The sequence below is a fragment of the Arthrobacter sp. 05L421 genome (assembly GCF_056397785.1).
Map to the genome: position 1 here is coordinate 131,516 of NZ_JBFTOC010000004.1, position 25,639 is coordinate 157,154.

Here is a 25,639-nt window from a genome sequence, read left to right on the forward strand (position 1 = left end):
CTTACTTGACCAGGCCGATCTGGGTCAGCGTGGTCTTGACCTTGGCGATGTCCTCGGTCAGGAAGGTCTTGAAGCCGTCGCCGGCCAGGAAGGCGTCGTCCCAGTTGTTCTTGGACAGGGTGGACTTCCAGGCCTCGGACGCGTGCAGCTTGGTGACCACCTCGGTCAGCTTCGCGCGCTGGGCGTCGTCGATGGAGCCGGGGGCCACCACGCCGCGCCAGTTGGTCAGCACGACGTCGATCCCCTGGTCCTTGAGCGGCTTGACGCCGGGGAGCGCAGGGGCCTCGGCTTTTCCGGAGACGGCGAGCGCCCGGACCTTGCCGGCCTTGACCTGTTCGGCGTACTCGCCCACGCCGGAGATGCCGGCCTGGACCTTGTTGCCGAGCAGCGCCGCGATGGATTCGCCGCCGCCGGAGTAGCCGATGTAGTTCAGCTTGTCCGCCTCCACGCCCTGGGATTTCAGGATCTGACCGGCCAGGATGTGGTCCGCCCCGCCTGCCGAGCCACCGGTGATGGCCACGCCCTTGCCGTTGGCCTTGATGTCCGCCACGAGGTCGGCGACGGTCTGGTACTTCGACTCCGCCGGCACCACGAGGACCAGCGGCTCTTCGGTGAGCCGCGCGATTGGCGTGGTGTCTTCGAGACGGGTCTTGGCACCGTTGGTCTCGACTGCGCCCACCATGACGTAGCCCATCACCATGAGGGTGTTGACGTCCTTCTCGGTGGCCAGCTTGGCAAGGCCGTTGGTCCCGCCGCCGCCGCCAATGTTGGTGACCTGGGCGGAGGTGACGAGCTTGTTGGTCTGCAGGTCCTGCTGCATGGCGCGACCGGTCTGGTCCCAGCCGCCGCCCGGGTTGGCCGGGACGATGATGCTGAGCTTCTTGATCGAGTCGGCGCCCGCGGACGAGCCGGCGGCCGTGCCGGTTCCGCTTCCTGCGCAGGCGGACATGGCCAGGACGACGCCGGCGGCACCGGCGATGAGGGCGGCGCGGCGTGTGTGGGTGGGCCGCATGAACGTGGACCGCGTGAACGGGGACTGCGTGAATGGAAGCAGGACAGACATGGTTTCTCCTTGAGCGAATGTGATGCACATCATTGGAATCACGTCACTGACCCTAGGATCGCCCGGCGAAGGGCAACAGAATTTGGCCGTAGAGGTAGTAGTGGTCATATTGGTCACGGCCGCGGGCGTCTTATTGGCGGGCGGGCGGCGCTCCCAATGCGAAACTTGTGACATGTTTCACAGGATTCCCCTACGGTTCCAGCTGGTCGCATTGCAGCTGGGCATCGTTCTGGCTGTCCTCACGGCCGTGGGGGCCGTGACCATCCGGATGCAGGAACAACAGCTCCGGGACGCGTACAAGGGCCGCCTGATCGGCGTGGCCGAAAGTGTTGCCCAGCTGCCCTCCGTCATCAACGCGTTCGGAACGCCGTCACCAGCCCAGACCATCCAGCCGATCGCGGAAGTGATCCGGCAGGCCTCCAATGTCACCTATGTGGTGGTGACAGACCGGCACGGGGTCCGGCAGTCGCACCCCAATCCGGCGGAAATCGGCCGGCCGGTCTCCACCGATCCCTCCGTGCCCCTGTCCGGCGAGATTTACGTGGGCACACAGACGGGGACCCTGGGTGAGTCCTGGCGGGTGAAGGTTCCCATCTTCGATGCGGCCGGCACGGTGATCGGCTCCGCATCCGTGGGAGTGCTGGAGAGTACCCTGGCCGCCGACCTCCACGAGGACATGCCGCAGCTGTTCGGCTGGCTGCTCGGGGCGGCGCTGCTGAGTTCCCTGGGCGCGATGTACGTCTCGAAACTGGTCTGGCGGCGGATCTACAAGCTCGAGCCCGAGGACATCGCGGCCCTGCTGGAAACGCGCGACGCCATGCTCCACGGCCTGGGCGAAGGGCTTGTGGCGGTGGACACCGACGGCAGGATCGCGCTGGTCAATGACGAGGCCCGGCGCCTGCTCGCGCTGGCAGGGGACATCACGGGGACGCCCGCCGCGGCGAGCCTGGAACCGGCGGTCCTCCGCCTGCTTTCGGCCGGGTCCGCAACGGAGGAACTGGTGCTCTCGGGCGAGCGGATCCTGCTGGGCAAGGTCAATGCGGCCACGGTCGACGGCCGCGAAGTCGGCAAGGTGCTGATCCTGCGGGACCGCACGGAACTTCACACCGTCCTGCGGGACCGCGACGGCGCTGTGGACGTGACGCAGGCCCTCCGCGCCCAGGCACACGAATTCGCCAACAAACTGCACGTCATTTCCGGGCTGCTGGAGCTCGGAAGGCAGGACAAGGCCATCGAATACCTGGGCCGCAGCCACAACGACGCCGTCTTTGCGAACCGGCCGATCGCGCCCGGAATCACCGATCACGGGGTCCAGGCCCTGCTGATCGCCAAGTCCACAGTCTGCGCCGAGCGCGGCATCGAGATCATCGTCAGCCCGGATTCCTTATGCTCCGCCGATGACTCGGGCGACGTCATCACGGTCCTGGGCAACCTGATCGACAACGCTGTGGACGCTGCCGGCTATGACAGCACTGTGGCCATCCGGCTGGGCGAGAGCGCCGACGGCGGACGGACCATCGTGGTGGAGGATGACGGGCCCGGCGTCCCGGTGCCGGAACGCGCTAAAGTGTTCGAGCCCGGCGTCACCAGCAAGGAGGCCGAGGGAATCAACAGCCGCGGGTTTGGGCTGGCCCTGGTCCAGCGGGTTGCCCTAAGGCGCGGAGGCTGCGCGGCGGTCTCCTCATCGGCATTGGGCGGAGCCTGCTTCACTGTGATATTCAAGACGGCGGTGCTCAAGACGGTGGTGCTCAAGACGGCAGTGCTCAAGACAAAAGAGGCGGAACTACAAAAGCAATGAGCGCCATACGCACCCTCATCATTGACGATGACGTAGCAGTGGCCGGGATCCATCACGGGTTCCTGCTGGCACGCGGCGGTTTCGACGTCGTGGCCATGGCCCACACCGGGCAGCAAGGCCTCGACCTGGCCGCGGAGCTGGGGCCGGAGCTGGTGTTGCTGGACATTCACCTGCCGGACATGTCCGGCCTGGACGTCCTGCAGAGGCTGCGCGGGCGCCGGCGGCCGGTGGATGTCCTGGTGATAACCGCGTCCCGCGAGATTGACGCTGTCCGGGGCGCGATGGCCGGCGGAGTGCTGCACTACCTGGTCAAGCCCTTCTCCTCGCAGGCCTTGATCGACCGGCTGGACGAGTACGTCATGCTGCGGGAGGAACTCGCCGCCGGCGCGGCCGGACCGCTGGACCAGGCAAGCATCGACCGCCTGGTGGCTCCCTCGCGCCGGTCCGCGGTGGCGGAAACCCCGGCGGGACAGACTGCCTCGCCGGAACCGCCGGGCCGGCCTGTCCTGCGGCTGCCCAAGGGACTCTCCCGGCCCACCCTGGACGCGGTCATCGAGGCGCTGAAGGCCAGCCCGGAGGACGTCTCCGCTGCCGGTTTGGCGCTGCAGCTGGGCCTGTCCCGGGTCAGTGCCCGCCGTTACCTCGAGTACCTCGTGATTCATGGCCATGCCCGGCTGACGCCCCGCTACGGGGCGGCGGGACGGCCGGAGAACCGCTACCTCTGGCGCCGCTGAGCTGCGCCGGTCAGGACAGGCGCCTAGGAACCACTAGGACCCTACGTGGCCCGCGCGGCGCAGGGTGGACGCGGCATGCTTGAGGATGGGTCCGTCGACCATCTTGCCCTTGAACGCGAACACACCCGTCCCGGCGGCGGAAGCGGCGTCGAGCAGCTCGGCGGCGGCTGAGACGTCGGCCTCCGTTGGGGCGTAGGCTTCCCGGACCACGGCCACCTGGTCCGGGTGGATGCAGGCTTTGGACGAGAATCCGGACGCCACGGCATCACGGGACTCGAGGGCCAGCCCGGCCAGATCGGGGATGTTGACGTAGACGGCGTCGATCGCGTCCTTGCCGAAGGCGCCGGCGGCCAGCAGCACGCTGGAGCGGGCGTGCAGCGCGACGGCCCGATAGCCGCCGGTTTCGGTCCTGCTGGAGGTTCCGCCGAGCGACGCCAGCAGGTCCTCCGCACCCCACATCAGGGCCACCACATTGGGTTCGGCGGCGATGGCGGCGGCGTTGAGGACGCCGGCGGCCGTCTCGCAAAGGGCAATCACGCTGTAGCCTTCGAGCTCCTTCAGCTGGGCGGCGCTCTCCGCCTTGGCCAGCATGACGTGCCGGTAGGGGGTGTGCTTGAGGCAGTGCAGGTCCTTTTCGAACTCGTCCGTGCCGGCCGGGTTGACCCGGATGATCGTGCGGCTCGGATCCAATTCCGGGACGTCGCCTGTAGCACCGAGTTGGGCGAGGATGGCGCCGCGGGCCCGCTGTTTGTCCGCGGGGGCGACGGCGTCCTCGAGGTCCACGATCACGGTATCGGAGCGCTCGGCGGCTTTCTGGTACCGCTCGGGGCGGTCGGCGGGGCAGAACAGCAGGGCAGGACCCATCAAGAAACTCATGTCTCTATTGTCCCCTTTTGCGCGGCTTCCAGCTCGGCCGCGGCGTGTGCCTCGCGTGTCCACATCAGGCAGCTGCGGGCGGCGAGCGCCACCACGTCCCCGTGCTGGTTCCGCCCGGTGTGCTGCATGGTCACGATGCCCTGGCCGGGGCGGGATGCGGACAGCCGTTTCCCGGTGACCACCGTCTCCGTGTACAGGGTGTCCCCGTGGTAGAGCGGGTGCGGAAAGGACACATCCGTCAGGCCCAGCTGGGCGATGATGGTGCCCTGGGTCAGCTGCGGCACGGACTGGCCCACCACGGTGGCCAGGGTGAACATCGAATTCATCAGCCGCTGGCCGAAGGGCTGCGCGGCGCTCCAGGCCGCGTCGAGGTGCAGGGCCTGGGTGTTCATGGTCATGGTGGTGAACAAGACGTTGTCCGTCTCCGTCACGGTCCGGCCCGGCCGGTGGGCGTAGAGCACGCCTTCCTCCAGCTCATCGAAGTAGAGGCCGCGCTGCTCGATCACCCGGGGGGTGCCGGGTACGGGGCTCGGAGTGGATCGGTCTGCGTCACTCATACGGTCAGTTCCTGGTCTTCCTCAAAGAGTTCGGCGCCGGTGGCCGCCACGACGTCCTCCACGGACACGTTGGGCGCCAGTTCGCGCAGCACCAGCCGGGGCGGCCCGGCGTCGGTCACGACATCGATCACGGCGAGGTCGGTGATGATCCGGTCCACGCAGCCCTTGCCGGTCAGCGGCAGGGTGCAGGTTTCGACGATTTTCGGCCTGCCGCTGCGGTCCACGTGATCCATCATCACGATTACCTTCTTGGCCCCGAACACAAGGTCCATCGCGCCGCCCATGCCCTTGACCATCTTGCCGGGGATCATCCAGTTGGCGAGGTCGCCGTTGGCGGCGACCTCCATGGCACCGAGCACGGCCACATCGACGTGACCGCCACGGATCATGCCGAAAGAAGCGGCGGAATCGAAGAACGCAGCACCCTTGTTGACCGTGACGGTTTCCTTGCCGGCATTGATCAGGTCCGGATCGATCTCGTCCTCGGCCGGGTAGGGCCCGACGCCCAGGATGCCGTTCTCCGAATGCAGCACCACCTCGACGCCGGCCGGAATGTAGTTGGGGATCAGCGTCGGCATGCCGATGCCGAGGTTGACGTACTCGCCGTTGTGCAGTTCCTGCGCCACCCGGGCGGCGAGTTCGTTGCGCGTCCAGCCCTTGCTCTCGACACCGGCGGGGTGTTCGACGGCGGAGCGCCGATACTCGTGCCGCACGGCCTCAGGACGGGGCGGGGCCTCTTGGGCTTTGTTCGTTTCCACGGCTATGCTCCTGCCTGCTCTGGTGCCAGTTTTGGTCCGCCGGAGGCGCCAGTGGTCACCGCAACCGTCCGCTTCTCAATGCGTTTCTCCCCCTGCGGGGCCAGCACCACGCGCTGGACAAAGATTCCCGGGACGTGGACGTGCTCCGGGTCCAACTCCCCCGGCTCCACGAGTTCCTCGACCTCGGCAATCGTGATCTTCCCGGCCATGGCGCACAGCGGGTTGAAATTCATGGCGGTGGCGTGGAAGACGAGGTTGCCGTGGCGGTCTCCCTTCCAGGCATGCACGAGGCCGAAGTCGGGCGTGAGCGATTCCTCCAGCACGTAGTCGGCGCCGTGGAAGCTGCGGACTTCCTTGGGCGCGGAGGCGATCGAGACGTTGCCGTCGCGATCGTACTTCTGCGGCAGGCCGCCGTCGGACACCTGGGTACCGACGCCGGCCGGCGTGTAGAAGGCGGGTATGCCGGCGCCGCCGGCGCGCAGCTTTTCGGCCAGCGTGCCCTGCGGGGTGAGGACCACCTCCAGTTCGCCGGCGAGGTATTGCCGGGCGAACTCCTTGTTCTCCCCCACATAGGAGCTGATGGTGCGCCGGATCCGGCCATCCTTGAGCAGGGTTCCGAGGCCCCAGTCGTCCACGCCACAGTTGTTGCTGACGGTTTCCAAGTCCGTGGCACCGCGCTCGTGCAGGGCCTCGATCAGGGTCACGGGGATGCCGCACAGCCCGAAACCGCCGACGGCGAGGGAGGCGCCGTCGTGGATGTCCGCGATTGCCTCGGCGGCGCTGGCAACAACTTTGTTGATCATCAGTGATCCTTCCGGCCGGCTACAGTCCCAGTTCGCGGGCGATCAGCATCAGCTGGACCTCCGTGGTGCCCTCGCCGACTTCAAGGATCTTGGAGTCGCGGTAGTGGCGCGCCACGGTGAATTCGTTGATGAAGCCATATCCGCCGAACACCTGGGTGGCGTCCCGCGCATTGTCCATGGCTGCCTCGCCTGCGACCATCTTAGCGATGGCCGCCTGCGTCTTGAACGGCTTGCCGGCAAGCATCCGGGCGGCCGCGTCGTAGTAGGCCAGGCGGGCCGTGTGGGCGCGTGCCTCCATCCGGGCAATCTTGAACGCGATGGCCTGGTACTTGCCGATGTTCTGCCCGAATGCGCTGCGTTCCTTGGCGTATTTCACCGACAGGTCCACGCAGCCCTGGGCCGCGCCGACGGCCAGGGCAGCGATCGCGATCCGGCCCTCGTCCAGGATGGAGAGGAAGTTGGCGTAACCGCGGCCCTGGGTGCCCAGCAGGTTTGCCTCGGGGACGTGGACGTTGTTGAGCGTCAGCGGGTGCGTGTCCGAGGCGTTCCAGCCGACCTTGTTGTAAGCCTTCTCGGCGGTGAATCCCGGGGTGTTGGTGGGCACCAGGATGGTGGAGATTTCCTTCTTGATGCTGCCGTCCGAGCGTTCCTCCTGCCCGGTCACCGCGGTGACGGTGACGAGCTTGGTGATGTCGGTGCCGGAGTTGGTGATGAACTCCTTGTTGCCGTTGATGACCCACTCCCCGCCGCCGAGCTTGGCGGTGGTCTTGGTGCCACCGGCATCCGAGCCGGCTTCCGGCTCGGTCAGGCCGAAGCCGGCGAGCGCCTTGCCGGAGGCCAGCAGCGGCAGCCATTCCTCCTTTTGGGCGGCGTTGCCGAAGCGGTGGATCGGCATGGCACCGAGGGAGACGCCGGCCTCCAGGGTGATGGCGACGGACTGGTCCACCCGGCCAAGCTGTTCCAGGGCAAGGGCCAGGGCGAAGTAGTCCCCGCCCATGCCGCCGAACTCTTCCGGGAACGGCAGGCCGAACAAGCCCATGTCCGCCATCTGGGAGACGATTTCGTAGGGGAAGCTGTGTTCCTCGTCGTGCTTGGCGGAGACCGGGGCCACCACTTCGTCGGCGAATTCGCGGACGGTGTTGCTGAGGTCCTGGTAGTCCTCGCTGAGTTCAAAATCTGCCATGGGGGTGACTCCTGTGTCTGAGGTACTTCTGTGGTCTGTTGAAAGGGGTGTTGGCTGCGGGTGGTTGTCCGCGTGCGTCAGTACGGTGCGGTCATTCGGCCGCGCCCATCGCGATGACGGCTTCCTCGATCGTGTCCTCGGCCTTCGAAGGTGCGGCCTGGACAGACGGGTGGATGGTCGCCAGCACCTGGTCTGCCTTGACGAGGTCGCCGGACCCGACGCTGATGTGGACGGTTCCGTCGAGGGGCGCCACGAGCTGGTGCTCCATCTTCATCGCCTCCACGGAGAGTAGGACCTGGCCGGCCTCCACGGTGTCGCCGTTGCTGACGGCCACGGACACCACGGTGCCGGGCATCGGCGAGCGCACGGCCGGGTCGGCAGCGCCTTCCTCGCGTTCGATCGCCGCCAGCACCCGGGCGAGCCGGGCTTCCCGGCTGAGCACCTCCAGGCGGCATGACCAGCCCTCGTTGCCGAGGAAGATTTCGGTGGGCACCGAGTTGTCCAGACCTGGGCGGACACGCCCTTGGGACAGGGCCACGAGCGAGTACACCCGGGCTTCGCCGTCGAGGGTCAACTCTGCGTGGTTGCGTGTCGGGAAGCGAAGTGCTGCGGTCCGCTGCGGCCCGCCGTCGACGCTCACAGCCGCGGTGCCCTGCACTACAGAACCGGACACCTCAACCGTGGCGACACCGCCGTCGGGCGTGCCAAGGCTGATCCGGCGCGGGGCACGTGCACCAAGTCGCCAACCGTCGCGGAGGTCCCACGGGCCTTTCCCGGCGGCCTGTGCATCGTGCTCCTGCGTGGCGGCGGCGTACGCGGCAGCGGCGGCGACCTCGACGTCGCCCGCATGCCGGAAGGAGAACTCCGGCATCTTCCGCTCGATCAGGCCGGTGTCGAGGCGCCCGGCCCGGACGTCGGCGTCGTTGATCAGCAGCCGCAAGTACTCGACGTTGGTGTCGATGCCCAGTGCCGTGTAGCCGGCGAGCGCCCGGTCCAGGGTATCGAGGGCCTCGGTGCGGTCCTGGCCCCACGCGATGACCTTGGAAATCATCGGGTCATAGCTGGAGGAGATCTCCAGGTCCTCCAGCAGGGCCGAATCGACCCGGACCCTGCCATCGGCGTCGCCCGCTGCGTCGCCGGTCAGTTCGTCCAGCACCAGGACCGTGCCCGTGGAGGGCAGGAAGTTCTTCTCCGGGACTTCCGCGTACACCCGGGCTTCCACAGAGTGGCCGGTGAGGACGACGTCGTCCTGGCGGACGGTGAGTTCCTCGCCGGCGGCGATGCGGACCTGCCATTCGACGAGGTCGATTCCGGTGACCATCTCGGTGACGGGGTGCTCAACCTGCAGCCGGGTGTTCATCTCCATGAAGAAGAACTCGTCCGGTGCGTTGTCCGAGACCAGGAATTCCACCGTGCCGGCGCCGGAGTAGTTGACGCTGCGGGCGGCGTTGCAGGCGGCCTCGCCCAGGCGGGCCCGGATTTCCGCGCCGTCGGGCAGGGATTCCAGCAATGGGGACGGCGCCTCCTCGATGACCTTCTGGTGGCGGCGCTGCAGGGAGCACTCGCGCTCCCCCAGATGGATGACGTTGCCGTGGTTGTCGGCGAGGACCTGGACCTCGATGTGCCGCGGGGTGAGTACCAGCCGTTCCAGGAACAGGGTGTCATCGCCGAAGGCACTCGCGGCGACGCGACGGGCGGTGGCCAGGGTGGCTTCCAGGTCCTCGGGCCGTTCCACGATGTGCATGCCCTTTCCGCCGCCGCCGGCGGAGGGCTTGATCAGCAGCGGGAAGCCGACCCCGGCAGCGGCCTCGATGAGCTGTGCGTCGCTCATGCCGGGTTCGGCGATGCCCGGGACTACGGGGACGCCGTAGCCGGTGACGTGGTTTTTGGAGCGGATTTTGTCGCCCATAACGTTCAGGGATTCGATGCCGGGGCCGATGAACGTGATCCCGGCGTCGGCCAGTGCGCGGGCGAAGTCGACGTTCTCGCTCAGGAAGCCGTAGCCGGGGTGCACGGCCTCGGCGCCGGTGTCGCGGCAGGCCTTCAGGATGGCCTCGATCTTCAGATAGCTCTCGGCGGCGGCGGCCGGGCCGATCCGGACCGCGACGTCGGCCTCCCGCACGTGCCGGGCGCCGGCGTCGGCGTCGGAATAGACGGCGACTGAACGGATGCCGAGGGCGCGCAGGGTCCGGATGACGCGGCAGGCGATCTCGCCGCGGTTGGCGACGAGCACGGTGCCGAAGAGGGGCTTCGGGGGTGCTGACGGTGCAGTCGTCAAGGAAATAGTCACAGCTGGCTCACATCCGGAACAGGCCGAAGGAGGTCTCCGGCAGTGGGGTGCGGGAGACGACGTCGAGCGCGAGTCCCAGGACGGTGCGGGTGTCCGCGGGGTCGATCACGCCGTCATCCCACAGGCGCGCGGTGGAGTAGTAGGGGCTGCCCTGGTCCTCGTACTGGGCCTTAATCGGGGCTTTGAACGCTTCCTCGTCCGCGGCGGACCATTCCTCGCCGCGGGCCTCGTACTGGTCCCGTTTCACGGTGGCCAGCACGCTGGAGGCCTGGTTGCCGCCCATCACGGAGATCCGCGACGCCGGCCACATCCACAGGAACCGCGGCGAATAGGCCCGTCCGCACATCGAGTAGTTGCCGGCCCCGAAGGACCCGCCGATCACCACCGTGAGCTTGGGGACCCTGGCGGTGGCGACGGCCATGACCATCTTGGCGCCGTTCTTGGCGATGCCGCCCTGCTCGTAGTCCTTGCCGACCATGAAGCCGGACAGGTTCTGCAGGAAGATCAGCGGGATGCCGCGCTGATCGCAGAGTTCGATGAAGTGCGCGCCCTTGAGCGCGGACTCGCTGAACAGCACGCCATTGTTGGCCACGATGCCCACCGGGTGGCCGTGCAGCTTCGCGAAGCCTGTGACCAGGGTAGTGCCGTAGTTCTTCTTGAACTCGTGGAACTTGCTGCCGTCCACCAGCCGGGCGATGACCTCATGGACGTCGTACTGGGCGTTGACGTCCGTGGGAACGGCACCGTAGAGCTCGTCCGGGTCGGCAACGGGCTCGACGGCGGTGTCCACGTCCCAGACGGGCGCGGTGGGCCGCGGCAACGTGGCCACGATGTCCCGGACGATCTGGAGGGCATGCTCGTCGTTCTCGGCCAGGTGGTCCGTGACCCCGGAGATCTTCGAGTGCACGTCGCCGCCGCCGAGTTCCTCCGCCGTGACGATCTCGCCGATCGCGGCCTTCACCAGCGGCGGGCCGCCCAGGAAGATGGTGCCCTGGTTGCGGACAATCACGGTCTCGTCGCTCATCGCGGGGACATAGGCGCCGCCGGCGGTGCAGGAGCCCATGACGGAGGCGATCTGCGGGATCTTCGCCGCCGACATCTTCGCCTGGTTGAAGAAGATCCGGCCGAAGTGTTCCTTGTCCGGGAAGACCTCGTCCTGTTTGGGCAGGAACGCGCCGCCGGAGTCCACGAGGTAGATGCAGGGCAGCCGGTTCTCCAAGGCGATTTCCTGCGCGCGCAGATGCTTCTTCACCGTCATCGGATAGTAGGTGCCGCCCTTGACCGTGGCGTCGTTGGAAATGACCAGCACCTGCCGGCCGTGCACCAGGCCGATCCCGGCGATGACGCCGGCACCGGGCGAGTCGCCGTCGTACATGCCGTCCGCCGCCAGCGGGGCGATCTCCAGGAAGGGGCTGCCGTCATCGAGCAGACGGTCAATGCGCTCGCGCGGCAGAAGCTTGCCGCGGGCCACGTGGCGATCCCGGGACTTGGCCGGCCCGCCCAGCGCTGCGGTGGCGAGCCGTTCCCTCAACTCGCCGGCCAGCCCCAGCTGGGCCTCCCGGTTCGCGGCATAGGCTGTGCTCGTCGCATCCACCCGGCTGGCGATTGTCTCCATTGACTGCTTCCGTTCCCTGACCTGCGCGCCGTACCGGCAACTCACGCCGCCCGGCTATTTCGGTTAGTACCGCATAACTGAGATTTAGGTTAGTCTCTATTAACTGTGATGTCCAACACAGGGACCATTTGCAACGAGGGGATGCGCCGGTGACCGAGCCCAGCCAGACCGCCCAGCTTCCGTCAGCCCAGGCAGCCTCCACCCAACCAGCCCCTACACAAGCAACGTCAACCCAAGCAACCTCAACACAGCGCAGCCAGGCCAAGGCGAACAGGCGGCAGGCTCTCTTGTCCGCCGCCGCCGCGCTCTTCGCCCTCGAGGGCTTCAACCGCGTGTCCCTGGAGGATCTGGGGGCCGCGGCCGGTGTCAGCGGGCCCGCGGTCTACCGCCACTTTGCCGGGAAGCAGGCTGTCCTTGGCGCGCTGCTGCTCAGCGTCAGTAAAGACCTGCTCGACGGCGGCCGCAAGGTGGTGACCGATGCCGACAGCGACCTGGCGGCTCTGGGCGGCCTGGTGGCCTTTCACGTCGACTTTGCCCTGACCAATCCGGATGTCATTCGGGTCCAGGACCAGGACTTCAGCAACCTGGCCGGCGAGGACCAGGCCGAGGTCCGCACGCTCCAGCGCAGCTACGTTGAGCTCTGGGTGGACGTGCTGGCCGGGCTGCACGAGGGCACGGAGGCCGCCGAACTGCGGATGCGGGCGCATGCCACCTTCGGCCTGATCAACTCCACCCCGCACTCGGTGCGCAGCCACGGGCGCCGGATCGGCGTCCGCCGCGCCAGGCCGCTGCTGGAGAGCATGGCTATGGCCGCGCTCATGGCACCGGCCACCCGGCCCGGACTCTAACGCCCCGCCCGGCCCGGGCGCACTCCCGGGGCACTCCCCGCTGTCCGGGCGACTCCGGGGGCAAACCCGCGCAAAAGAACCTGGCCCAGGACATTCCCTGCACAAAAGAAAGCTGCCGGCCACCCCCAAAAAAGGAGCAGCCGGCAGCTTTTGTTTGGCCTGCGGCGCGCTAACCCGCGTGCCTAGACCATCGCGAGGACCATACCCGGATCGGCCAGCATGGCGCCGAGGTCCTGGAGGAAGCGCGAGCCCTGCTCGCCGTCGACCAGGCGGTGGTCGAACGAGAGGCTCAGCGTCATGACCTGGCGCAGTGCGACCTCGTCCTGGTACTCCCACGGCATCTTCCGGACCGCGCCGAGGGCCAGGATGGCTGCCTCGCCCGGGTTGAGGATGGGCGTGCCGGCGTCAATGCCGAAGACGCCGATGTTCGTGACGGAGATCGTGCCCCCGGAGAGCGCCTCGGGGCCTGTCTTCCCGGCCCGGGCCGTGTCCGTCAGTTCCGTCAGGGCGGAGGAGATTTCCATGAGGGACATCCGGTCCGCGTCCTTGATGTTCGGAACCGTCAGCCCGCGCGGCGTCGCGGCCGCGATGCCCAGATTCACGTAGTTGAACTGGACGATCTCCTGGTTGGCCTCGTCCCACCGGGCGTTGAGCGTCGGGTGGTTGCGCAGCGCGATCAGCACCGCCTTGGAGACCAGCGTCAGCGGCGTGAGCTTGTAGCCGGCGAACGCGCGGCTGGCCTTGAGCCGTGCCAGAAGCTCCATTGTGGGCGTGACGTCGACCGTCAGGAACTCGGTGACATGCGGGGCGGTGAAGGCGCTGGCCACCATGGCGGCGGCCGTGAATTTCCGCACGCCCTTGATCGGCGTGCGGGTCTCCCGCTCACCGCCGGCTGCGACGCGCCCGGTGGCGGGCGCCGGCGCGCCGGCGAGTTCCTGCACTGCTGCCGTCTGGTTTCCGCCGCCGACGAAGTTCAGGACATCGTCTCGGCTGATGAGCCCGTGCTCCCCCGTGCCGGTCACGGCCTCGAGGTCGACGCCGAGATCCTTGGCCAGCTTGCGCACCGGCGGCGTGGACCGCGGGCGCTCCCCCGGCGCGGACGGCATGGTCTCGACAGGCTTGGATTCAATCGGCCCAGCAGCGCGGACCGGTGCCACCGGCTCGGCGCGGACGGGAGCGACGGGGGCGGGCTGGGAAGCCGCCGCAGGGGCCGCGAAAGTGCGGGCGCGGCGGGCGGGCCGGCCGGAGGCTTCGAGGACAGCGCCGTAGCCTACGAGGTTCGGCTCGCGCTTGGCGGCTCCTGTGTCAGCCGCGGAACCGCCTGAGCCGTCGTCCGCGATCTCGAAGGAGACGATCGGCTTGCCGACCTCCACCACGGTGCCGGGCTGTTCGTGCAGGGCCGCGACCACGCCGGCGAACGGTGAGGGCAACTCGACCACTGCCTTGGCAGTCTCCACCTCGGCGATGATCTGGTTGAGGGTGACGGTGTCCCCTACCGCGACCTTCCAGGCGACGATCTCCGATTCCGTCAGTCCTTCGCCGAGGTCCGGCAGCCTGAATTCCTTGATCATGGTGGCGCTCATCCTTCCAGCCCGCTGAGGGAGTTGGGGCGGCCCATGGCACGGTCGACGCCGTCGAGAATCCTGTCGAGGCCCGGCAGGTGGTGCATTTCCAGCTTGGAGTAAGGGTACGGAACGTCGAAGCCGGTCACGCGGACCGGGGCGGCTTCGAGGTGGTAGAAGCAGCGTTCGGTGATGCTGGCGGCAACTTCGGCGCCGAGGCCGCCGGACTGGCCGGCCTCGTGGGTGATGACCAGCCGCCCGGTCTTGCGGACAGACGCCTCAAGGGTGACGAAGTCCAGCGGTGCGAGGGAGCGGAGATCGACGACCTCGACCGAGACGCCTTCGTCCGCGGCCGCCAGTGCGGCGTCGCGGGCAGTCTTGACCAGCGGACCGTAGGCGACAAGGGTGACGTCGTTGCCCTCGGTGACCACGCGGGCCTTTTCCATGGACAGCGCAGTGCTCAGGTCGACGGTCTCGTCCACCTCGCCCTTATCGTGATAGCGCCGCTTGGGCTCGAAGTACAGGACTGGATCATCAGAAGCGATGGCCTGCTGGATCATGGTGTAGGCGTCTTGGGGGTTCGACACGCTGACCACGCGCAACCCCGACGTGTGGGTGAAGTAGGCCTCGGGAGATTCCGAGTGGTGCTCCGGAGAGCCGATGCCGCCGCCGAACGGGACGCGGATGGTGATGGGCATCTTGACGGCGCCCTGGGTGCGGTAATGCATCTTGGCGACCTGGCTGACGATCTGGTCGAACGCCGGGTAGATGAAGCCGTCGAACTGGATCTCCACCACCGGGCGGTAGCCGCGGTACGCCAGGCCGACGGCGGTGCCCATGATGCCGGATTCGGCGAGCGGGGTGTCCACGACGCGGTGCTTCCCGAAGTCCTTCTGCAGCCCGTCGGTGACACGGAAGACACCGCCGAGGGCGCCGATGTCCTCCCCCATCAGGACCACCTTGGGATCGTTTTCGAGGGACTTGCGCAGGCCCGAATTGATGGCTCGGGCAAAGGTCATCTGCGTCATCAGCGTGCACCTTCTTCAGAAGCGGCTTCTGCGGGATCGCCGAAGGAAGCCAGGTAGCGGGAATAGTGCTCCTGCTGGCGGTCCAGCCAGGAGTTGGGCGTGCTGTAAACGTGCTTGAAGATATCCAGCGGCTGCGGCTCGGGCATGTTGATGGTGCCGGCCCTGAGTTCCTTGGCCACGGCGTCGGCTTTCGCGGCGACGGCGGCTTCAAGATCCGCGGTCAGCAGCCCCTTGCGGTCCAGCAGCGATTTCACCCGGGAGATCGGGTCCTTGGCGGCCCAGTCCTCGAGCTCGTTGGCGTCCCGGTAGCGGGTGGGGTCATCCGCCGTCGTGTGCGGGCCCATCCGGTACGTCACGGCCTCGATAAAGGTGGGTCCGCCGCCGTGCCGGGCGCGGTCCAGGGCGATGCGAGTGGCCGCCATGACGGCGAGGACATCGTTGCCATCGACCCTCATGCTGGGGATGCCGAAGCCTGAGGCGCGGTCCGCCAGTTGGATGTGGGACTGCAGCCGGACGGGCTCCGAGATGGCCCAGTGGTTGTTCTGGCAGAAGAAGACCACCGGCGCCTGGAAGCTCGCGGCGAAGACCATGGCTTCGTTGACATCGCCTTCGCTTGTCGCGCCGTCGCCGAAGTAGGCCACGGCGACGGCGTCGGCGCCGTCGTTCTGGATGCCCATGGCATAGCCCGTGGCGTGCAGGCTCTGCGCACCGATGATGATCTGTTGGGTGGCAACGTTGACGGTGAACGGGTCCCAGCCAGCGGAGGCGTTGCCCCGCCAGGCACGGACCAGGTCCTCCGGTTTCACGCCCCGGCAGTAGGCCACGCCGTTGTCGCGGTAGCTCGGGAAGACAAAGTCGTCCTCGCGCAGTGCGCGGGCCGAGCCGATCTGGGATGCTTCCTGGCCGAGTAGCGGCGGCCAGAGTGCCAGTTCGCCCTGCCGCTGGAGGGCAGTGGCTTCGGCGTCGATCCGGCGGATGACCACCATGTCCTCGTACAGGGAGCAAAGCTGCTCGTCGCTGACGTCCTGAAGCCAGGAATCGAACTCCGGATGGCTGATGCGCTCACCCGCCGGAGTGATGAGCTGGACGAGATCGCCGCCCGTCCGCCTCGTTGAATTTTCACTGTTCCCGGGGCCCCCGGCGGAAATACCGCCCTTGCCCGCGTCGTCGGTAAACACTGTAGTCCGCACCTTCTGACGTCGTCTGACCGGAACTCGCAGGACTTGTGGTCCCGCGGCGCGCCAGCCGCCCGGGCGCCGTTGCCCCGGATATTTGTGACCCTACTCACAATGCTCATCGGGTACAACCACCAGTAAAAATGTTGAGCATTATGCACTGTCTGACGACCCTAGACCGTGCTAATCTTGCGCATTATGCAACCCTTGGATGGCACTGACACCCGCCTGCTTTCGGCCATGTCACGGGACCCCCGGCGGACCGTGGTGGCCCTCGCCCAGAAGCTGGGACTCTCGCGCAATACGGTGCAGGCCAGGATGGCCCAGCTGGAGAAAAAGCACGTGTTCCTCTCCTTCGAGCGGCGCATCAATCCGGTGTCCCTGGGGTACCCGCTGATGGCTTTCATCTCCGTCCACGTCCAGCAGCAGAAACTCGGCACCCTGGCCGTCGAGCTCGCCGGGATTCCGGAAATCCTGGAGGGCTACGGCCTGACGGGCTCGGCCGATCTGCTCCTGCGGGTGGTGGCGCTCGACGCCGAGGACCTCTTCCGGATCAATGGCAAGATCCTGGCCTGCGACGGCGTGGACCGGACCGATACGGCCCTGGCGATGGGTGAGCTGATCCCGTTCCGGATTCAGCCCCTGCTGGAACGCGGATCCGCCGACAACTGATCTGCTCCTCATCCGTGCGCTGGGAGATCTGTGCGCAGGGAGGCCGCGGCGCTAGGCTGTGTCCGTTGGGTCCCCCTTGAGTCCTTGGGTCCGCGCACGCGGCCCTGTACAACAGGCAGTGGCTGTCTGGACTGCCGGAGAGGCTTGAACCGTGAGCAGTCCCGAGGAACCGCACCGCCCGGTACCACCGCTGCCAGGGCATGAGCCTGCCGCCGGCCATCCGACCCCCGGTCAGCCGCCCGTTCCGTACTATGCCGCCCCTCCCGGGCCGGCCGCGCCAGGCCCGGGCGGGAATGGCGCACCACCCAACTACCCCTCGCCCAATTACCCGCCGCCAGACCCGAATCCGTCCTCCGCACCCGGCAACGGCGCACCCAACTACCCGCTGCCCAACTACCCACCTCCCGGAAACGGCGCGCCGCCGTACTACGGCAGCCAGCCACCGCCGTACTACGGCAGCCAGCCACCGCCGCCCAAGAAGAGCCGCAAGGCACTGTGGATTGTCCTCGGGATCGTCGGCGGTGTGCTGCTGCTTGTAGCAGCGGGCGTCGTCATCCTCCTCAACGTGGTGGGCGGAGCCACCAACCAGGCGCGGGGCCTCGCGGACGAGTTCACCAAGCAGATCATCGCCGGCGACGTCAACGGCGCCTACGAGAAGTACCTGGATCCGGCCCTCATGGAGAAGATCTCCCGGGAGGAGTTCGCGGCCGGGGTGCAGAGCCTGGAGCTGGACGCCAGCTGTAAGCCAAACTATTCCAGCCTCAACGTCAGCACAGACAACGGCTCCAACGCGGCCGAGGTCGCGGGTTCCATCGACTGCGATACCAAGCACGTGGAGTTGGCCTACCGTTTCGAGGGCCGCGACGAGCTCAAGATGGTCAATATCCGGCTGCGGCCGCAGCGCTGACCTCGGAAAACTCCCGCGCCGCCGCCACCCATCCATTCCCGCGCATGGTCCGAATCGCCTTCAGGGAGTCCCGCCCGGGACCCCGCTCCCGGCCGATCATCATGTCGGCCCGATCGATAAGGATTCAGACCAATGCGCACATCACCCAACCGACTGATCGCCACCATTTTCGGTGCCGTCTACCTGCTGGTTGGCCTCCTAGGCTTTGTGGTCACCTCCGGCGTCGGCTTCGCCGCGACCGAGGGCGCCAACCTGATCATCTTTGAGGTCAATCCGCTGCACAACGTCATCCACCTCGCCATTGGCGCCGCCTTGCTCTATGCCGGCCTGCAAGGTGTCACCATGGCCAAGAACATCAACACCGCGGTAGGGGCCGTGTATCTTCTCGTGGGCATCGTCGGGCTCTTCCTGCTCAGCTCGCCGCTGAACATCATCGCCCTCAACGGTCCAGACAACGTACTGCACCTTGCCAGCGCCGTGCTGCTGCTGGGCGTCGGGCTGTCCATGGACAAGGCAGCGGTTCCTGCCCGGGCCCGCGTCTAAGGCACGCCTAAGGCACTCCCGATCTGCTGCTAATCCAGACGCCACAGGCGTCGCTCCCACACCAGACGAAGGACGGTCGAGATGAGTTCGGCTCCCCTGGACAACAAGCCTCTGAACAACAAACCACTGCGGGAGCAGCTTCCTCAGCCAGGCGCACAGCTGGACCAAAACCCTGAACAGGGCCCGGTGCAGGATGCGGCCCGGACCGTTCCGGCCGGCGGCGCCACCCGAGCAGCAGCTGTCAGTTTGTTCGCGGGCTTCGCCGGTTTCGGTGCTGGCGCGGTGAACCTGGGCATCGCGGCCAGCATGCTGCTGGCACCGACCGCAGCCGCGGGCCCCCCGCCGGCCGACGGCCCGTCCATGGTGGCGGGAGCGGCTGCGGGGATCTGGGGGTGCGCCATACTTGCAGGCACGGTCCTGACACTCCGCCGGGGGCGTCTGCCGTGGGCAGCAGGATCCATGGCCCTGCTCGCGACGGCAGCTTTGGTGCATGCCGCTGTGGCCGCCGGACAATCGCTAAATGGACAATCGCTAAATGGACAATCGCTCGAGCCATCACTGAGTTCGCAGTCGATGACCAGCGGATCACTGGTGATCAGCCATCTTGCCGCACTGCTGTTGACCCTCATGATCGTGGCGGCCGCGGGCTGGCTGCGCCGACAGGGCCACCGCGGGAGTCCGGTTCGGTCAGCGGGCGAGGACATGGCCGGGCTCCGGCCCGGGCGGCTTCTGCTGGCAGCTTTTGGCTTTGCGGTTATGGTGGCTGCCGTGGCCACGCCGGGCCTGGCGGCCTCCTCGGCAGGCCAGTTCGCAGTGCCCCACGGCAGCCACGGGATCCCCGCCCCGGGCGGCCAACACCACGGCCATTAGTAGCATTCCGGCCACTAGTTAGGGGCGCGAGCCTCAACCCAAAAACCCCTCAACCCAAAACAGAGGAGCTCCCGTGCTGCTGCACGGGAGCTCCTGCCGTTGACAGGCGGACCTAGTGGTTGGTGGCCTTCTCGGCACCCACCCCGGTCAGGGAGCGGACCTCCATTTCGGCCTGCTTCGTGACGTCTTCCTTCCGCTTGTCCAGCACGGTGCCGAGCCAGCCCAGGAAGAACGCGAGCGGGATGGAGACGATACCCGGGTTGCTCAGCGGGAAGACAGCGAAGTTGGCGCCGGGGATCATCGATGTCTTGGCCCCAGACACCACCGGGGACAGCGCAATCAGGATGATGGCCGCGGACAATCCGCCGTACATGCTCCAGAGCGCTCCCTGGGTGGTGAACCGGCGCCAGAAGAGCGAGTAGAGGATGGTCGGAAGGTTGGCGGAAGCCGCAACGGCGAAGGCGAGCGCAACGAGGAACGCGACGTTTTGTCCGTTGGCGAAGATGCCGCCGGCGATGGCCAGCAGGCCGATCACCACCACGGTGCGGCGGGCGACCTTGACCTCAGTGCCGGCGTCGGCCTTCCCCTTGGCCAACACGTTGGCGTAGATATCGTGCGCGAAGGACGCCGCGGCGGTGATGGTGAGGCCGGCCACCACGGCAAGGATGGTGGCGAAGGCCACCGCGGAGATGAAGCCGAGCAGCAACGGCCCGCCGAGGTGGAAGGCAAGCAGCGGTGCTGCCGAGTTGACGCCGCCCGGCGCCGACTTGATGGTGTCCGCGCCGACGAGTGCCGCGGCGCCGTAGCCGAGCACCAGCGTGAAGAGATAGAAGATGCCGATCAGCCAGATGGACCACACCACGGACTTGCGGGCATCCTTGGCCGTGGGCACTGTGTAGAAGCGCATCAGCACGTGCGGCAGGGCCGCGGTGCCGAGCACCAGCGCCAGGCCCAGGGACATGAAGTCGAGCTTGGAGGTATCCGACTTGCCGTACTGCAGGCCCGGGTTCAGGACGCCCGGGTTCTTCGCGGTTTCCGCGGCACCGCCGAGCAGATCAGAGAGGTTGAAGCCGTAGATCGCCAGGACCCAGAAGGTCATGACTGCGGCGCCGGCAATCAGCAGCATGGCCTTGATGATCTGGACCCAGGTGGTGCCCTTCATGCCGCCGATCAGGACGTACATGATCATCAGGACGCCGACGACGATGATCACCAGGGCCTGTCCGCCCCAGTCGCTGATGCCCAGCAGCAGGGAGATGAGGCTGCCGGCACCGGCCATCTGCGCCAGCAGGTAGAAGAAGCAGACGGCCAGGGTGGAGATGGCGGCCGCGATGCGCACGGGGCGCTGCTTGAGCCGGAAGGACAGGACATCGGCCATGGTGAACTTGCCCGTGTTGCGGAGCAGTTCGGCCACGAGCAGCAGGGCCACGAGCCAGGCGACGAGGAAGCCGATGGAGTACATGAAGCCGTCGTAGCCGTTGATGGCGATCGCACCGGTGATGCCCAGGAAGGAGGCCGCGGAGAGGTAATCGCCCGCGATCGCCGTACCGTTCTGCGAACCCGTGAAGGAGCGCCCGGCGGCGTAGTAATCGGCCGCTGTCTTGTTGTTGCGGCTGGCGCGGAAGACGATCACCATGGTGACCGCCACGAACAGGGCGAAGATGCCCATGTTCAGCAGGGTGGTGTCTTTGAGGGCGGCGACATTGACCGCGGGGACCATGAGTGTCATTTTGTTGCTCCGCCTACCGGGTTGCCGTGTTTGTCGAATTCGTGCCCTTCGATTCCGTGGCGGATTTCGGAGGCAATGGGGTCGAGCCTGCGGTTGCAGTAGCTGACGTACCAGCCAGTGATGGCGAACGTGGAGACGAACTGCAGCAGGCCCAGGAGCAGGCCGACGTTGATGTTGCCCCAGACCTTCGTGGACATGAATTCCACCGCATAGTCGGCCAGCAGGACGTACGCGAAGTACCAGAGCAGAAATGCAATGGACATCGGGAAGACAAAGCTGCGGTGACGTTTGCGCAGTTCCTTGAACTGCTCCGTCGACTGGACTTCCTTGAAGTCCACGGCCGCCGCTGCGTCCGTTTCTTGGGCGTCGTGACCCATCGGTTCCTCCTCATTGAGACTGGTGAGCCCACACCGGCTGCCGTGGTCTCGCGGGACTCCGCATACAACCCATCCGGCCAATGTGACTGCAATCACTCTGTACCGTGACACCCGTGCGTTCCAGAACCCGCGCCACCCGCGTCGCCCAGCGGCCCCCACCCTGCGCCAAACGGTGCCTCACGACGTCGAAAGGTGCCCGCCCGCACGGCCGGTAGGCTGGCACCATGCCGGACTCTCCCTTGCTCACCGCCGCCGCCATCGCGGTGATTGCCTTGGCGATCGCGGCCGTCGTCGCCGTGGGGCTCAAGGTCCTCCGCTCCTTCCGGGACCTCGGCACCGACGTGGAACGGGCCACCTACAAGACGCTGCATGCCGCCTCCCGTGCCGGCCAGTACCTGCGGACAGGCCTTAACCCGGCAGGCGCGGCCAAGGCCAGCAAGCAGTTGCGCAGCCTCCTGGGCTGCGACGCCCTGGCCATCACGGACACCACCGGCGTGCTCGCGTGGGACGGCGCCGGCGAGGAACTCAAGCCCGCCCTGATGGGGCTCGCGGCCAAAGTGCTCGACGGCGGCCACCTCGCCGTGATTCCGGCGGGCGAACTCCAGCTGCTTGGCACCGGCGACGGCGGGCGGACGCTGGCTCCCGAGGTGGAGCGCGCCGTCGTGATCGCGCCGATCAAGGCCGGTGCCCGCGTGGTCGGCGTGGTCGCGGCCTTCGCGCCGGCCGCCGGCGCCGGGCTGGTCCGGGCCACCGGCGAGGTGGCGGACTGGGTGGCCACCCAGGTGGAGCTCGCCGAACTCGACGCCTCCCGCACATTGTTGATGGAGGCGGAGGTCCGGGCGCTCCGCGCCCAAATCAGCCCGCACTTCATTTACAACTCGCTCAACGCGATCGCCTCCTTCATCAACACGGACCCAGTCCGGGCACGCGAGCTCGTTGTGGAGTTCGCCGACTTCACCCGCTACTCCTTCCGCCGCCACGGCGATTTCACCACCCTGGCCGAGGAACTGCGTTGCATCGACCGGTACCTGCTCCTGGAACGGGCCCGGTTCGGGGACCGCGTGCAGGTCAGCCTGCGGATCGCTCCGGAGGTCCTCAGCACGGTGATCCCCTTCCTGAGCCTGCAGCCGCTGGTGGAAAACGCGGTCCGGCACGGGCTGGAGGCCAAGGAGGGACCGGGCCACATCTCCATCACGGCGGACGACTCCGGCGCTTTCGCCGAGATGACCATCGAGGACGACGGCGTGGGCATGGACCCGGACCAGCTGCGCTCCGTCCTGGCCGGGCACAGCGACGGCGATCACGTGGGGCTGCGCAATGTCGACGCCCGCCTGCGGCAGGTATACGGTGACGACAACGGCCTCGTGATCGAGACGGCACCGGGCGAAGGCACCCTGATCACGATGCGCGTCCCCAAGTCCCAGCCCCGGCACGACGCCTGATCCGGGCCGGAACCGCCGTGACCCCGCCCGCTGCGCATGCCTGACGGCCTGGCCCGGCCAAAACGCCTGCGGCAGTAGGCTAGAGCCATGATTAACGTCCTCGTCGCCGACGACGAGCTCCCCGCCGTCGAGGAACTGGCCTTCCTGCTCGGCAAGGATGACCGGATCGGCGCCATCTACCGTGCCTCCTCCGGCGCCGAGGCCCTGCGGGCGCTTGAGGCCGAAGAAGTCGACGCCGTTTTCCTTGACATCCACATGCCGGCGCTGTCAGGGCTGGACATTGCCCGGGTCATTTCCCGCAGCGACCGTCCTCCCGCCGTGGTCTTCGTGACTGCGGACGAGGACTGTGCGCTGGAGGCCTTCGAGCTCGCGGCCGTGGACTACCTCCTCAAGCCCGTCCGCGCCGAACGGCTGGCAAAGTCGATCGGCCGCATCAGTGAACTGCTCAAGGACGGTGCCCCGGCCCCCGAAATGATCACCGTTGACCTGGGCGGGACCACCAAGATGATCCGGCGCGAGGACGTCACGCACGTGCAGGCGCAGGGCGACTACGCCCGGCTGCACACCGCGGAGGCGAGCTACCTCATCAGGGTTCCGCTGGCGGACCTCGAACAGCAGTGGGCCGACGCCGGGTTTCTGCGCATCCACCGCTCGTACCTGACCGCGCTGAGCCACATCAGCCACATGAAGCTTGCCGCGGCGCGGCCCAGCGTCACCGTAGCCGGAGCAGAACTGCCCATCAGCCGCCGGCACCTGCCGGCGGTCCGGGAAAAGCTCGAAGCAAGCCGTATCCGGCCGCAGGCATGACGCGGGTCCGGGTCACGGCGCCGCGGACCGTCAAGGCAGGCAGCGTCACATCGGGCAGTTTCACACCGGGCAGCGTCACACCGAACAGTGCTGTACCGAACCCGGCCGCCCTGGCCGGTGCCGCCCTGGCCGGCGGGCGCACGGCGGCGGTCCCGCACGAAGCGGCAGAGGAATCCGACGCCGGGCAGCTGTTCGTCCGCTCGCTCATCCGGTCCCAGCTCCGCCTGGGCCTCGTGGTGGGCCTGGGTTTCCTGCTGATCCTGCTCGCCTTCCCGCTCATGCTCGGGCTGGTCCCCGGCCTGGCGGACTCCACCATTGCCGGCCTGCCTTTCGACTGGGTGCTGCTGGGTGCCGGAATCTATCCGGTGATCGGTCTCAGCGCCTGGCTGTACGTGCGGACCGCCGCCAGGAACGAGGCCCGCTACCGGGACCTCGCCGGCGACAAGTGAGGGACATGACCAGAGAGCTGGCGTCCCCGGTGGGCGGAACGTGAACCCCGTCGTCGGGGTGGCGGCGTTCGCCGCGGTCTCGCTCGCCACGGCCGTCATCGGTTTTTACGGGCTGCGGATCTCCCGCACCACCGGGGACTTCTACGTGGCGTCCCGGACGGTCAAGCCGTGGTGGAATGCCTCGGCGATCGGCGGGGAATACCTCTCCGCCGCGAGTTTCCTGGGCGTCGCCGGGCTGATCCTGCTCTCCGGCACTGATGCGCTGTGGTACCCGGTGGGTTACACGGCCGGCTACCTGATGCTGCTCCTGTTCGTCGCCGCTCCCCTGCGCCGCTCCGGCGCCTACACGATTCCGGATTTCACCGAGGCGCGCCTCGATTCCCGGGCCGTCCGACGCGTCACCAGCCTGGTGGTGGTCCTGGTCGGCTGGCTATACATCGTCCCGCAGCTCCACGGCGCGGCCCTGGCAATCCGGATCACCACGGGCCTGCCGGCCTGGGTGGGCCCGGTGGCGGTGGTCGGCGTCGTCTGCATCACCGTGGTGGCCGGCGGGATGCGCTCCATTACCTTCGTCCAGGCGTTCCAGTACTGGCTCAAGCTGACCGCGCTGGCGGTGCCGCTCGTGTTCCTGCTGTTTGTGCTCGGCGGCGGTGAATCCGCCGTGGCTGAGTCGCCGTCATCCAGCGCAGCCAATCCGACGGCGCTGGCCCCCGCGGGCCCGTATCAGATCATTTCACTGCTCGTGGCCCTGCTCTTTGGAACACTCGGGCTCCCGCACGTGCTGGTCCGCTTCTACACGAACCCGGACGGGCAGTCCGCCCGGCGGACCACCCTGATTGTCCTGGGCCTGCTGTCGGTCTTCTACCTGTTCCCGACCGCGTACGGCATGCTCGGCCGCATGTTCGCCCCCGACCTTGCCCAGAGCGGCCAGGCCGATGCGCTGGTGCTGCTGCTGCCCGGCCGGATGATCGGCGGGATGGCCGGCGACCTGCTGACGGCGCTGGTGGTGGCCGGGGCATTCGCGGCGTTCCTGTCGACGACGTCCGGCCTGGTGGTCTCGCTGGCGGGCGTGATCAGCCAGGACGTGTTCGGCGGCAGTGTCCGGGGCTTCCGGCTGGCGGCACTGGTCTCGGCCATGGTCCCGCTGGGCATCGCGTCGATGACCGAGTCGCTGGCGCTGGCCGGCAGCGTGGGTCTCGTGTTTGCCTTTACCGCCTCCACCATCTGCCCGGTGCTGCTGCTGGGCATCTGGTGGCGGGGACTGACGGACGCCGGGGCAATCGCCGGCATGACGACCGGTGGCGTGCTCTGCGGCAGCGCGATGGTGGCCGGCTCGGTGCTGGGCGCCCAGACGCCGTCGTGGCTGGCGCAGCCCGCCGCCTGGACGGTCCCGGCGGCGTTCGCCGTCACGGTCCTGGTCTCCCGGGCCACGCGGGCCCGCGTGCCGCGGACCCTGACGCGCCTCATGACCCGGTTGCACACCCCGGAACGGCCGCTCGCGACGGAACGGTAACTCACAACAACGGCGATCCGGCGTCGGGCGGACCCGGCAG

The 25,639-nt window shown here is 67.6% G+C and carries 24 protein-coding genes; 11 read left to right on the forward strand and 13 right to left on the reverse strand.

The window, feature by feature from the left end; genetic code table 11:
• Nucleotide 1: 1 nt before the first annotated feature.
• The gene (locus tag AC1DKQ_RS07190) at nucleotides 2-1,063 is read right to left on the reverse strand and encodes a Bug family tripartite tricarboxylate transporter substrate binding protein (RefSeq protein WP_476918530.1); all 1,062 of its coding nucleotides are present in this window, start codon (nucleotides 1,061-1,063) and stop codon (nucleotides 2-4) included.
• Between the two features lie 172 nt (nucleotides 1,064-1,235).
• On the opposite strand from AC1DKQ_RS07190, the gene AC1DKQ_RS07195 reads away from it, so the two are divergent.
• Both AC1DKQ_RS07195 and AC1DKQ_RS07200 read left to right on the forward strand, forming a co-directional pair.
• Nucleotides 1,236-2,861: an ATP-binding protein gene (locus AC1DKQ_RS07195; RefSeq protein ID WP_476918531.1), complete on the forward strand. Its 1,626-nt coding sequence runs from the start codon at nucleotides 1,236-1,238 to the stop codon at nucleotides 2,859-2,861.
• Complete coding sequence (locus AC1DKQ_RS07200) at nucleotides 2,858-3,595, forward strand: response regulator (protein ID WP_476918532.1); 738 nt, start codon at nucleotides 2,858-2,860, stop codon at nucleotides 3,593-3,595. The genes AC1DKQ_RS07195 and AC1DKQ_RS07200 overlap by 4 nt, the downstream gene beginning before the upstream one ends.
• Nucleotides 3,596-3,628: 33 nt before the next feature.
• Here AC1DKQ_RS07200 and AC1DKQ_RS07205 read toward each other — a convergent pair whose 3' ends face one another.
• The 7 genes from AC1DKQ_RS07205 to AC1DKQ_RS07235 all read right to left on the reverse strand — a co-directional run bounded on the left by AC1DKQ_RS07205 (nucleotide 3,629) and on the right by AC1DKQ_RS07235 (nucleotide 11,677).
• Nucleotides 3,629-4,471: an HpcH/HpaI aldolase/citrate lyase family protein gene (locus AC1DKQ_RS07205; RefSeq protein WP_476918533.1), complete on the reverse strand. Its 843-nt coding sequence runs from the start codon at nucleotides 4,469-4,471 to the stop codon at nucleotides 3,629-3,631.
• Nucleotides 4,468-5,028, reverse strand: a complete 561-nt coding sequence (locus tag AC1DKQ_RS07210) for a MaoC family dehydratase (protein ID WP_476918534.1) — start codon at nucleotides 5,026-5,028, stop codon at nucleotides 4,468-4,470. Before AC1DKQ_RS07210 ends, AC1DKQ_RS07205 begins: the two co-directional genes overlap by 4 nt.
• Complete coding sequence (locus tag AC1DKQ_RS07215; protein ID WP_476883966.1) at nucleotides 5,025-5,786, reverse strand: CoA transferase subunit B; 762 nt, start codon at nucleotides 5,784-5,786, stop codon at nucleotides 5,025-5,027. The genes AC1DKQ_RS07210 and AC1DKQ_RS07215 overlap by 4 nt, the downstream gene beginning before the upstream one ends.
• Nucleotides 5,787-5,788: 2 nt before the next feature.
• Entirely contained in the window at nucleotides 5,789-6,589 is an 801-nt protein-coding gene (locus tag AC1DKQ_RS07220; protein WP_476918535.1) for a CoA transferase subunit A, read from the reverse strand.
• Nucleotides 6,590-6,608: 19 nt separating this feature from the next.
• On the reverse strand, nucleotides 6,609-7,772 hold the full coding sequence (locus AC1DKQ_RS07225; protein ID WP_476883968.1) for an acyl-CoA dehydrogenase family protein: 1,164 nt from the start codon (nucleotides 7,770-7,772) through the stop codon (nucleotides 6,609-6,611).
• Between the two features lie 91 nt (nucleotides 7,773-7,863).
• Nucleotides 7,864-10,056, reverse strand: coding sequence for an acetyl/propionyl/methylcrotonyl-CoA carboxylase subunit alpha (locus AC1DKQ_RS07230; protein ID WP_476918648.1), 2,193 nt, complete (start codon nucleotides 10,054-10,056; stop codon nucleotides 7,864-7,866).
• Between the two features lie 13 nt (nucleotides 10,057-10,069).
• Entirely contained in the window at nucleotides 10,070-11,677 is a 1,608-nt protein-coding gene (locus AC1DKQ_RS07235) for a carboxyl transferase domain-containing protein (RefSeq protein WP_476918536.1), read from the reverse strand.
• Between the two features lie 149 nt (nucleotides 11,678-11,826).
• On the opposite strand from AC1DKQ_RS07235, the gene AC1DKQ_RS07240 reads away from it, so the two are divergent.
• Nucleotides 11,827-12,525 (forward strand): SACE_7040 family transcriptional regulator, encoded by a 699-nt coding sequence (locus AC1DKQ_RS07240; protein WP_476918537.1) that lies wholly within the window; start codon nucleotides 11,827-11,829, stop codon nucleotides 12,523-12,525.
• A 182-nt stretch (nucleotides 12,526-12,707) separates the two neighbouring features.
• Here the strand turns inward: AC1DKQ_RS07240 and AC1DKQ_RS07245 are convergent, their stop codons facing one another.
• From AC1DKQ_RS07245 to pdhA, 3 genes are read right to left on the reverse strand one after another with little or no spacing between them, the layout of a single operon-like run.
• Nucleotides 12,708-14,108 carry a dihydrolipoamide acetyltransferase family protein gene (locus AC1DKQ_RS07245; protein ID WP_476918538.1) on the reverse strand — a complete coding sequence of 467 codons (1,401 nt, stop codon included), beginning with the start codon at nucleotides 14,106-14,108 and terminating at the stop codon, nucleotides 12,708-12,710.
• On the reverse strand, nucleotides 14,105-15,115 hold the full coding sequence (locus AC1DKQ_RS07250) for an alpha-ketoacid dehydrogenase subunit beta (protein ID WP_476918539.1): 1,011 nt from the start codon (nucleotides 15,113-15,115) through the stop codon (nucleotides 14,105-14,107). The genes AC1DKQ_RS07245 and AC1DKQ_RS07250 overlap by 4 nt, the downstream gene beginning before the upstream one ends.
• Complete coding sequence (gene pdhA, locus AC1DKQ_RS07255; protein WP_476883974.1) at nucleotides 15,115-16,293, reverse strand: pyruvate dehydrogenase (acetyl-transferring) E1 component subunit alpha; 1,179 nt, start codon at nucleotides 16,291-16,293, stop codon at nucleotides 15,115-15,117. Before pdhA ends, AC1DKQ_RS07250 begins: the two co-directional genes overlap by 1 nt.
• Nucleotides 16,294-16,488: 195 nt before the next feature.
• On the opposite strand from pdhA, the gene AC1DKQ_RS07260 reads away from it, so the two are divergent.
• The 4 genes from AC1DKQ_RS07260 to AC1DKQ_RS07275 all read left to right on the forward strand — a co-directional run bounded on the left by AC1DKQ_RS07260 (nucleotide 16,489) and on the right by AC1DKQ_RS07275 (nucleotide 19,282).
• Nucleotides 16,489-16,962, forward strand: a complete 474-nt coding sequence (locus tag AC1DKQ_RS07260; protein WP_277526072.1) for an Lrp/AsnC family transcriptional regulator — start codon at nucleotides 16,489-16,491, stop codon at nucleotides 16,960-16,962.
• Between the two features lie 151 nt (nucleotides 16,963-17,113).
• Nucleotides 17,114-17,869, forward strand: a complete 756-nt coding sequence (locus AC1DKQ_RS07265) for a hypothetical protein (RefSeq protein WP_476918540.1) — start codon at nucleotides 17,114-17,116, stop codon at nucleotides 17,867-17,869.
• Nucleotides 17,870-18,001: 132 nt separating this feature from the next.
• Complete coding sequence (locus AC1DKQ_RS07270; RefSeq protein WP_476918541.1) at nucleotides 18,002-18,412, forward strand: DUF4383 domain-containing protein; 411 nt, start codon at nucleotides 18,002-18,004, stop codon at nucleotides 18,410-18,412.
• A gap of 81 nt (nucleotides 18,413-18,493) precedes the next feature.
• On the forward strand, nucleotides 18,494-19,282 hold the full coding sequence (locus AC1DKQ_RS07275) for a hypothetical protein (protein WP_476918542.1): 789 nt from the start codon (nucleotides 18,494-18,496) through the stop codon (nucleotides 19,280-19,282).
• A gap of 112 nt (nucleotides 19,283-19,394) precedes the next feature.
• Here the strand turns inward: AC1DKQ_RS07275 and AC1DKQ_RS07280 are convergent, their stop codons facing one another.
• Both AC1DKQ_RS07280 and AC1DKQ_RS07285 read right to left on the reverse strand, forming a co-directional pair.
• The gene (locus AC1DKQ_RS07280) at nucleotides 19,395-21,011 is read right to left on the reverse strand and encodes a solute symporter family protein (protein ID WP_476918543.1); all 1,617 of its coding nucleotides are present in this window, start codon (nucleotides 21,009-21,011) and stop codon (nucleotides 19,395-19,397) included.
• The gene (locus AC1DKQ_RS07285; protein WP_476883979.1) at nucleotides 21,008-21,388 is read right to left on the reverse strand and encodes a DUF485 domain-containing protein; all 381 of its coding nucleotides are present in this window, start codon (nucleotides 21,386-21,388) and stop codon (nucleotides 21,008-21,010) included. Before AC1DKQ_RS07285 ends, AC1DKQ_RS07280 begins: the two co-directional genes overlap by 4 nt.
• Nucleotides 21,389-21,612: 224 nt before the next feature.
• Between AC1DKQ_RS07285 and AC1DKQ_RS07290 the strand changes: the two genes are divergently transcribed.
• The 4 genes from AC1DKQ_RS07290 to AC1DKQ_RS07305 all read left to right on the forward strand — a co-directional run bounded on the left by AC1DKQ_RS07290 (nucleotide 21,613) and on the right by AC1DKQ_RS07305 (nucleotide 25,599).
• On the forward strand, nucleotides 21,613-22,830 hold the full coding sequence (locus AC1DKQ_RS07290) for a sensor histidine kinase (protein WP_476918544.1): 1,218 nt from the start codon (nucleotides 21,613-21,615) through the stop codon (nucleotides 22,828-22,830).
• A gap of 87 nt (nucleotides 22,831-22,917) precedes the next feature.
• A complete protein-coding gene (locus AC1DKQ_RS07295; protein ID WP_476883981.1) occupies nucleotides 22,918-23,637 on the forward strand; it encodes a LytR/AlgR family response regulator transcription factor in 720 nt (239 codons plus the stop codon).
• On the forward strand, nucleotides 23,634-24,086 hold the full coding sequence (locus tag AC1DKQ_RS07300) for a DUF485 domain-containing protein (protein WP_476918545.1): 453 nt from the start codon (nucleotides 23,634-23,636) through the stop codon (nucleotides 24,084-24,086). The genes AC1DKQ_RS07295 and AC1DKQ_RS07300 overlap by 4 nt, the downstream gene beginning before the upstream one ends.
• Nucleotides 24,087-24,126: 40 nt before the next feature.
• On the forward strand, nucleotides 24,127-25,599 hold the full coding sequence (locus AC1DKQ_RS07305; RefSeq protein ID WP_476918546.1) for a sodium/solute symporter: 1,473 nt from the start codon (nucleotides 24,127-24,129) through the stop codon (nucleotides 25,597-25,599).
• Nucleotides 25,600-25,639 lie beyond the last annotated feature (40 nt).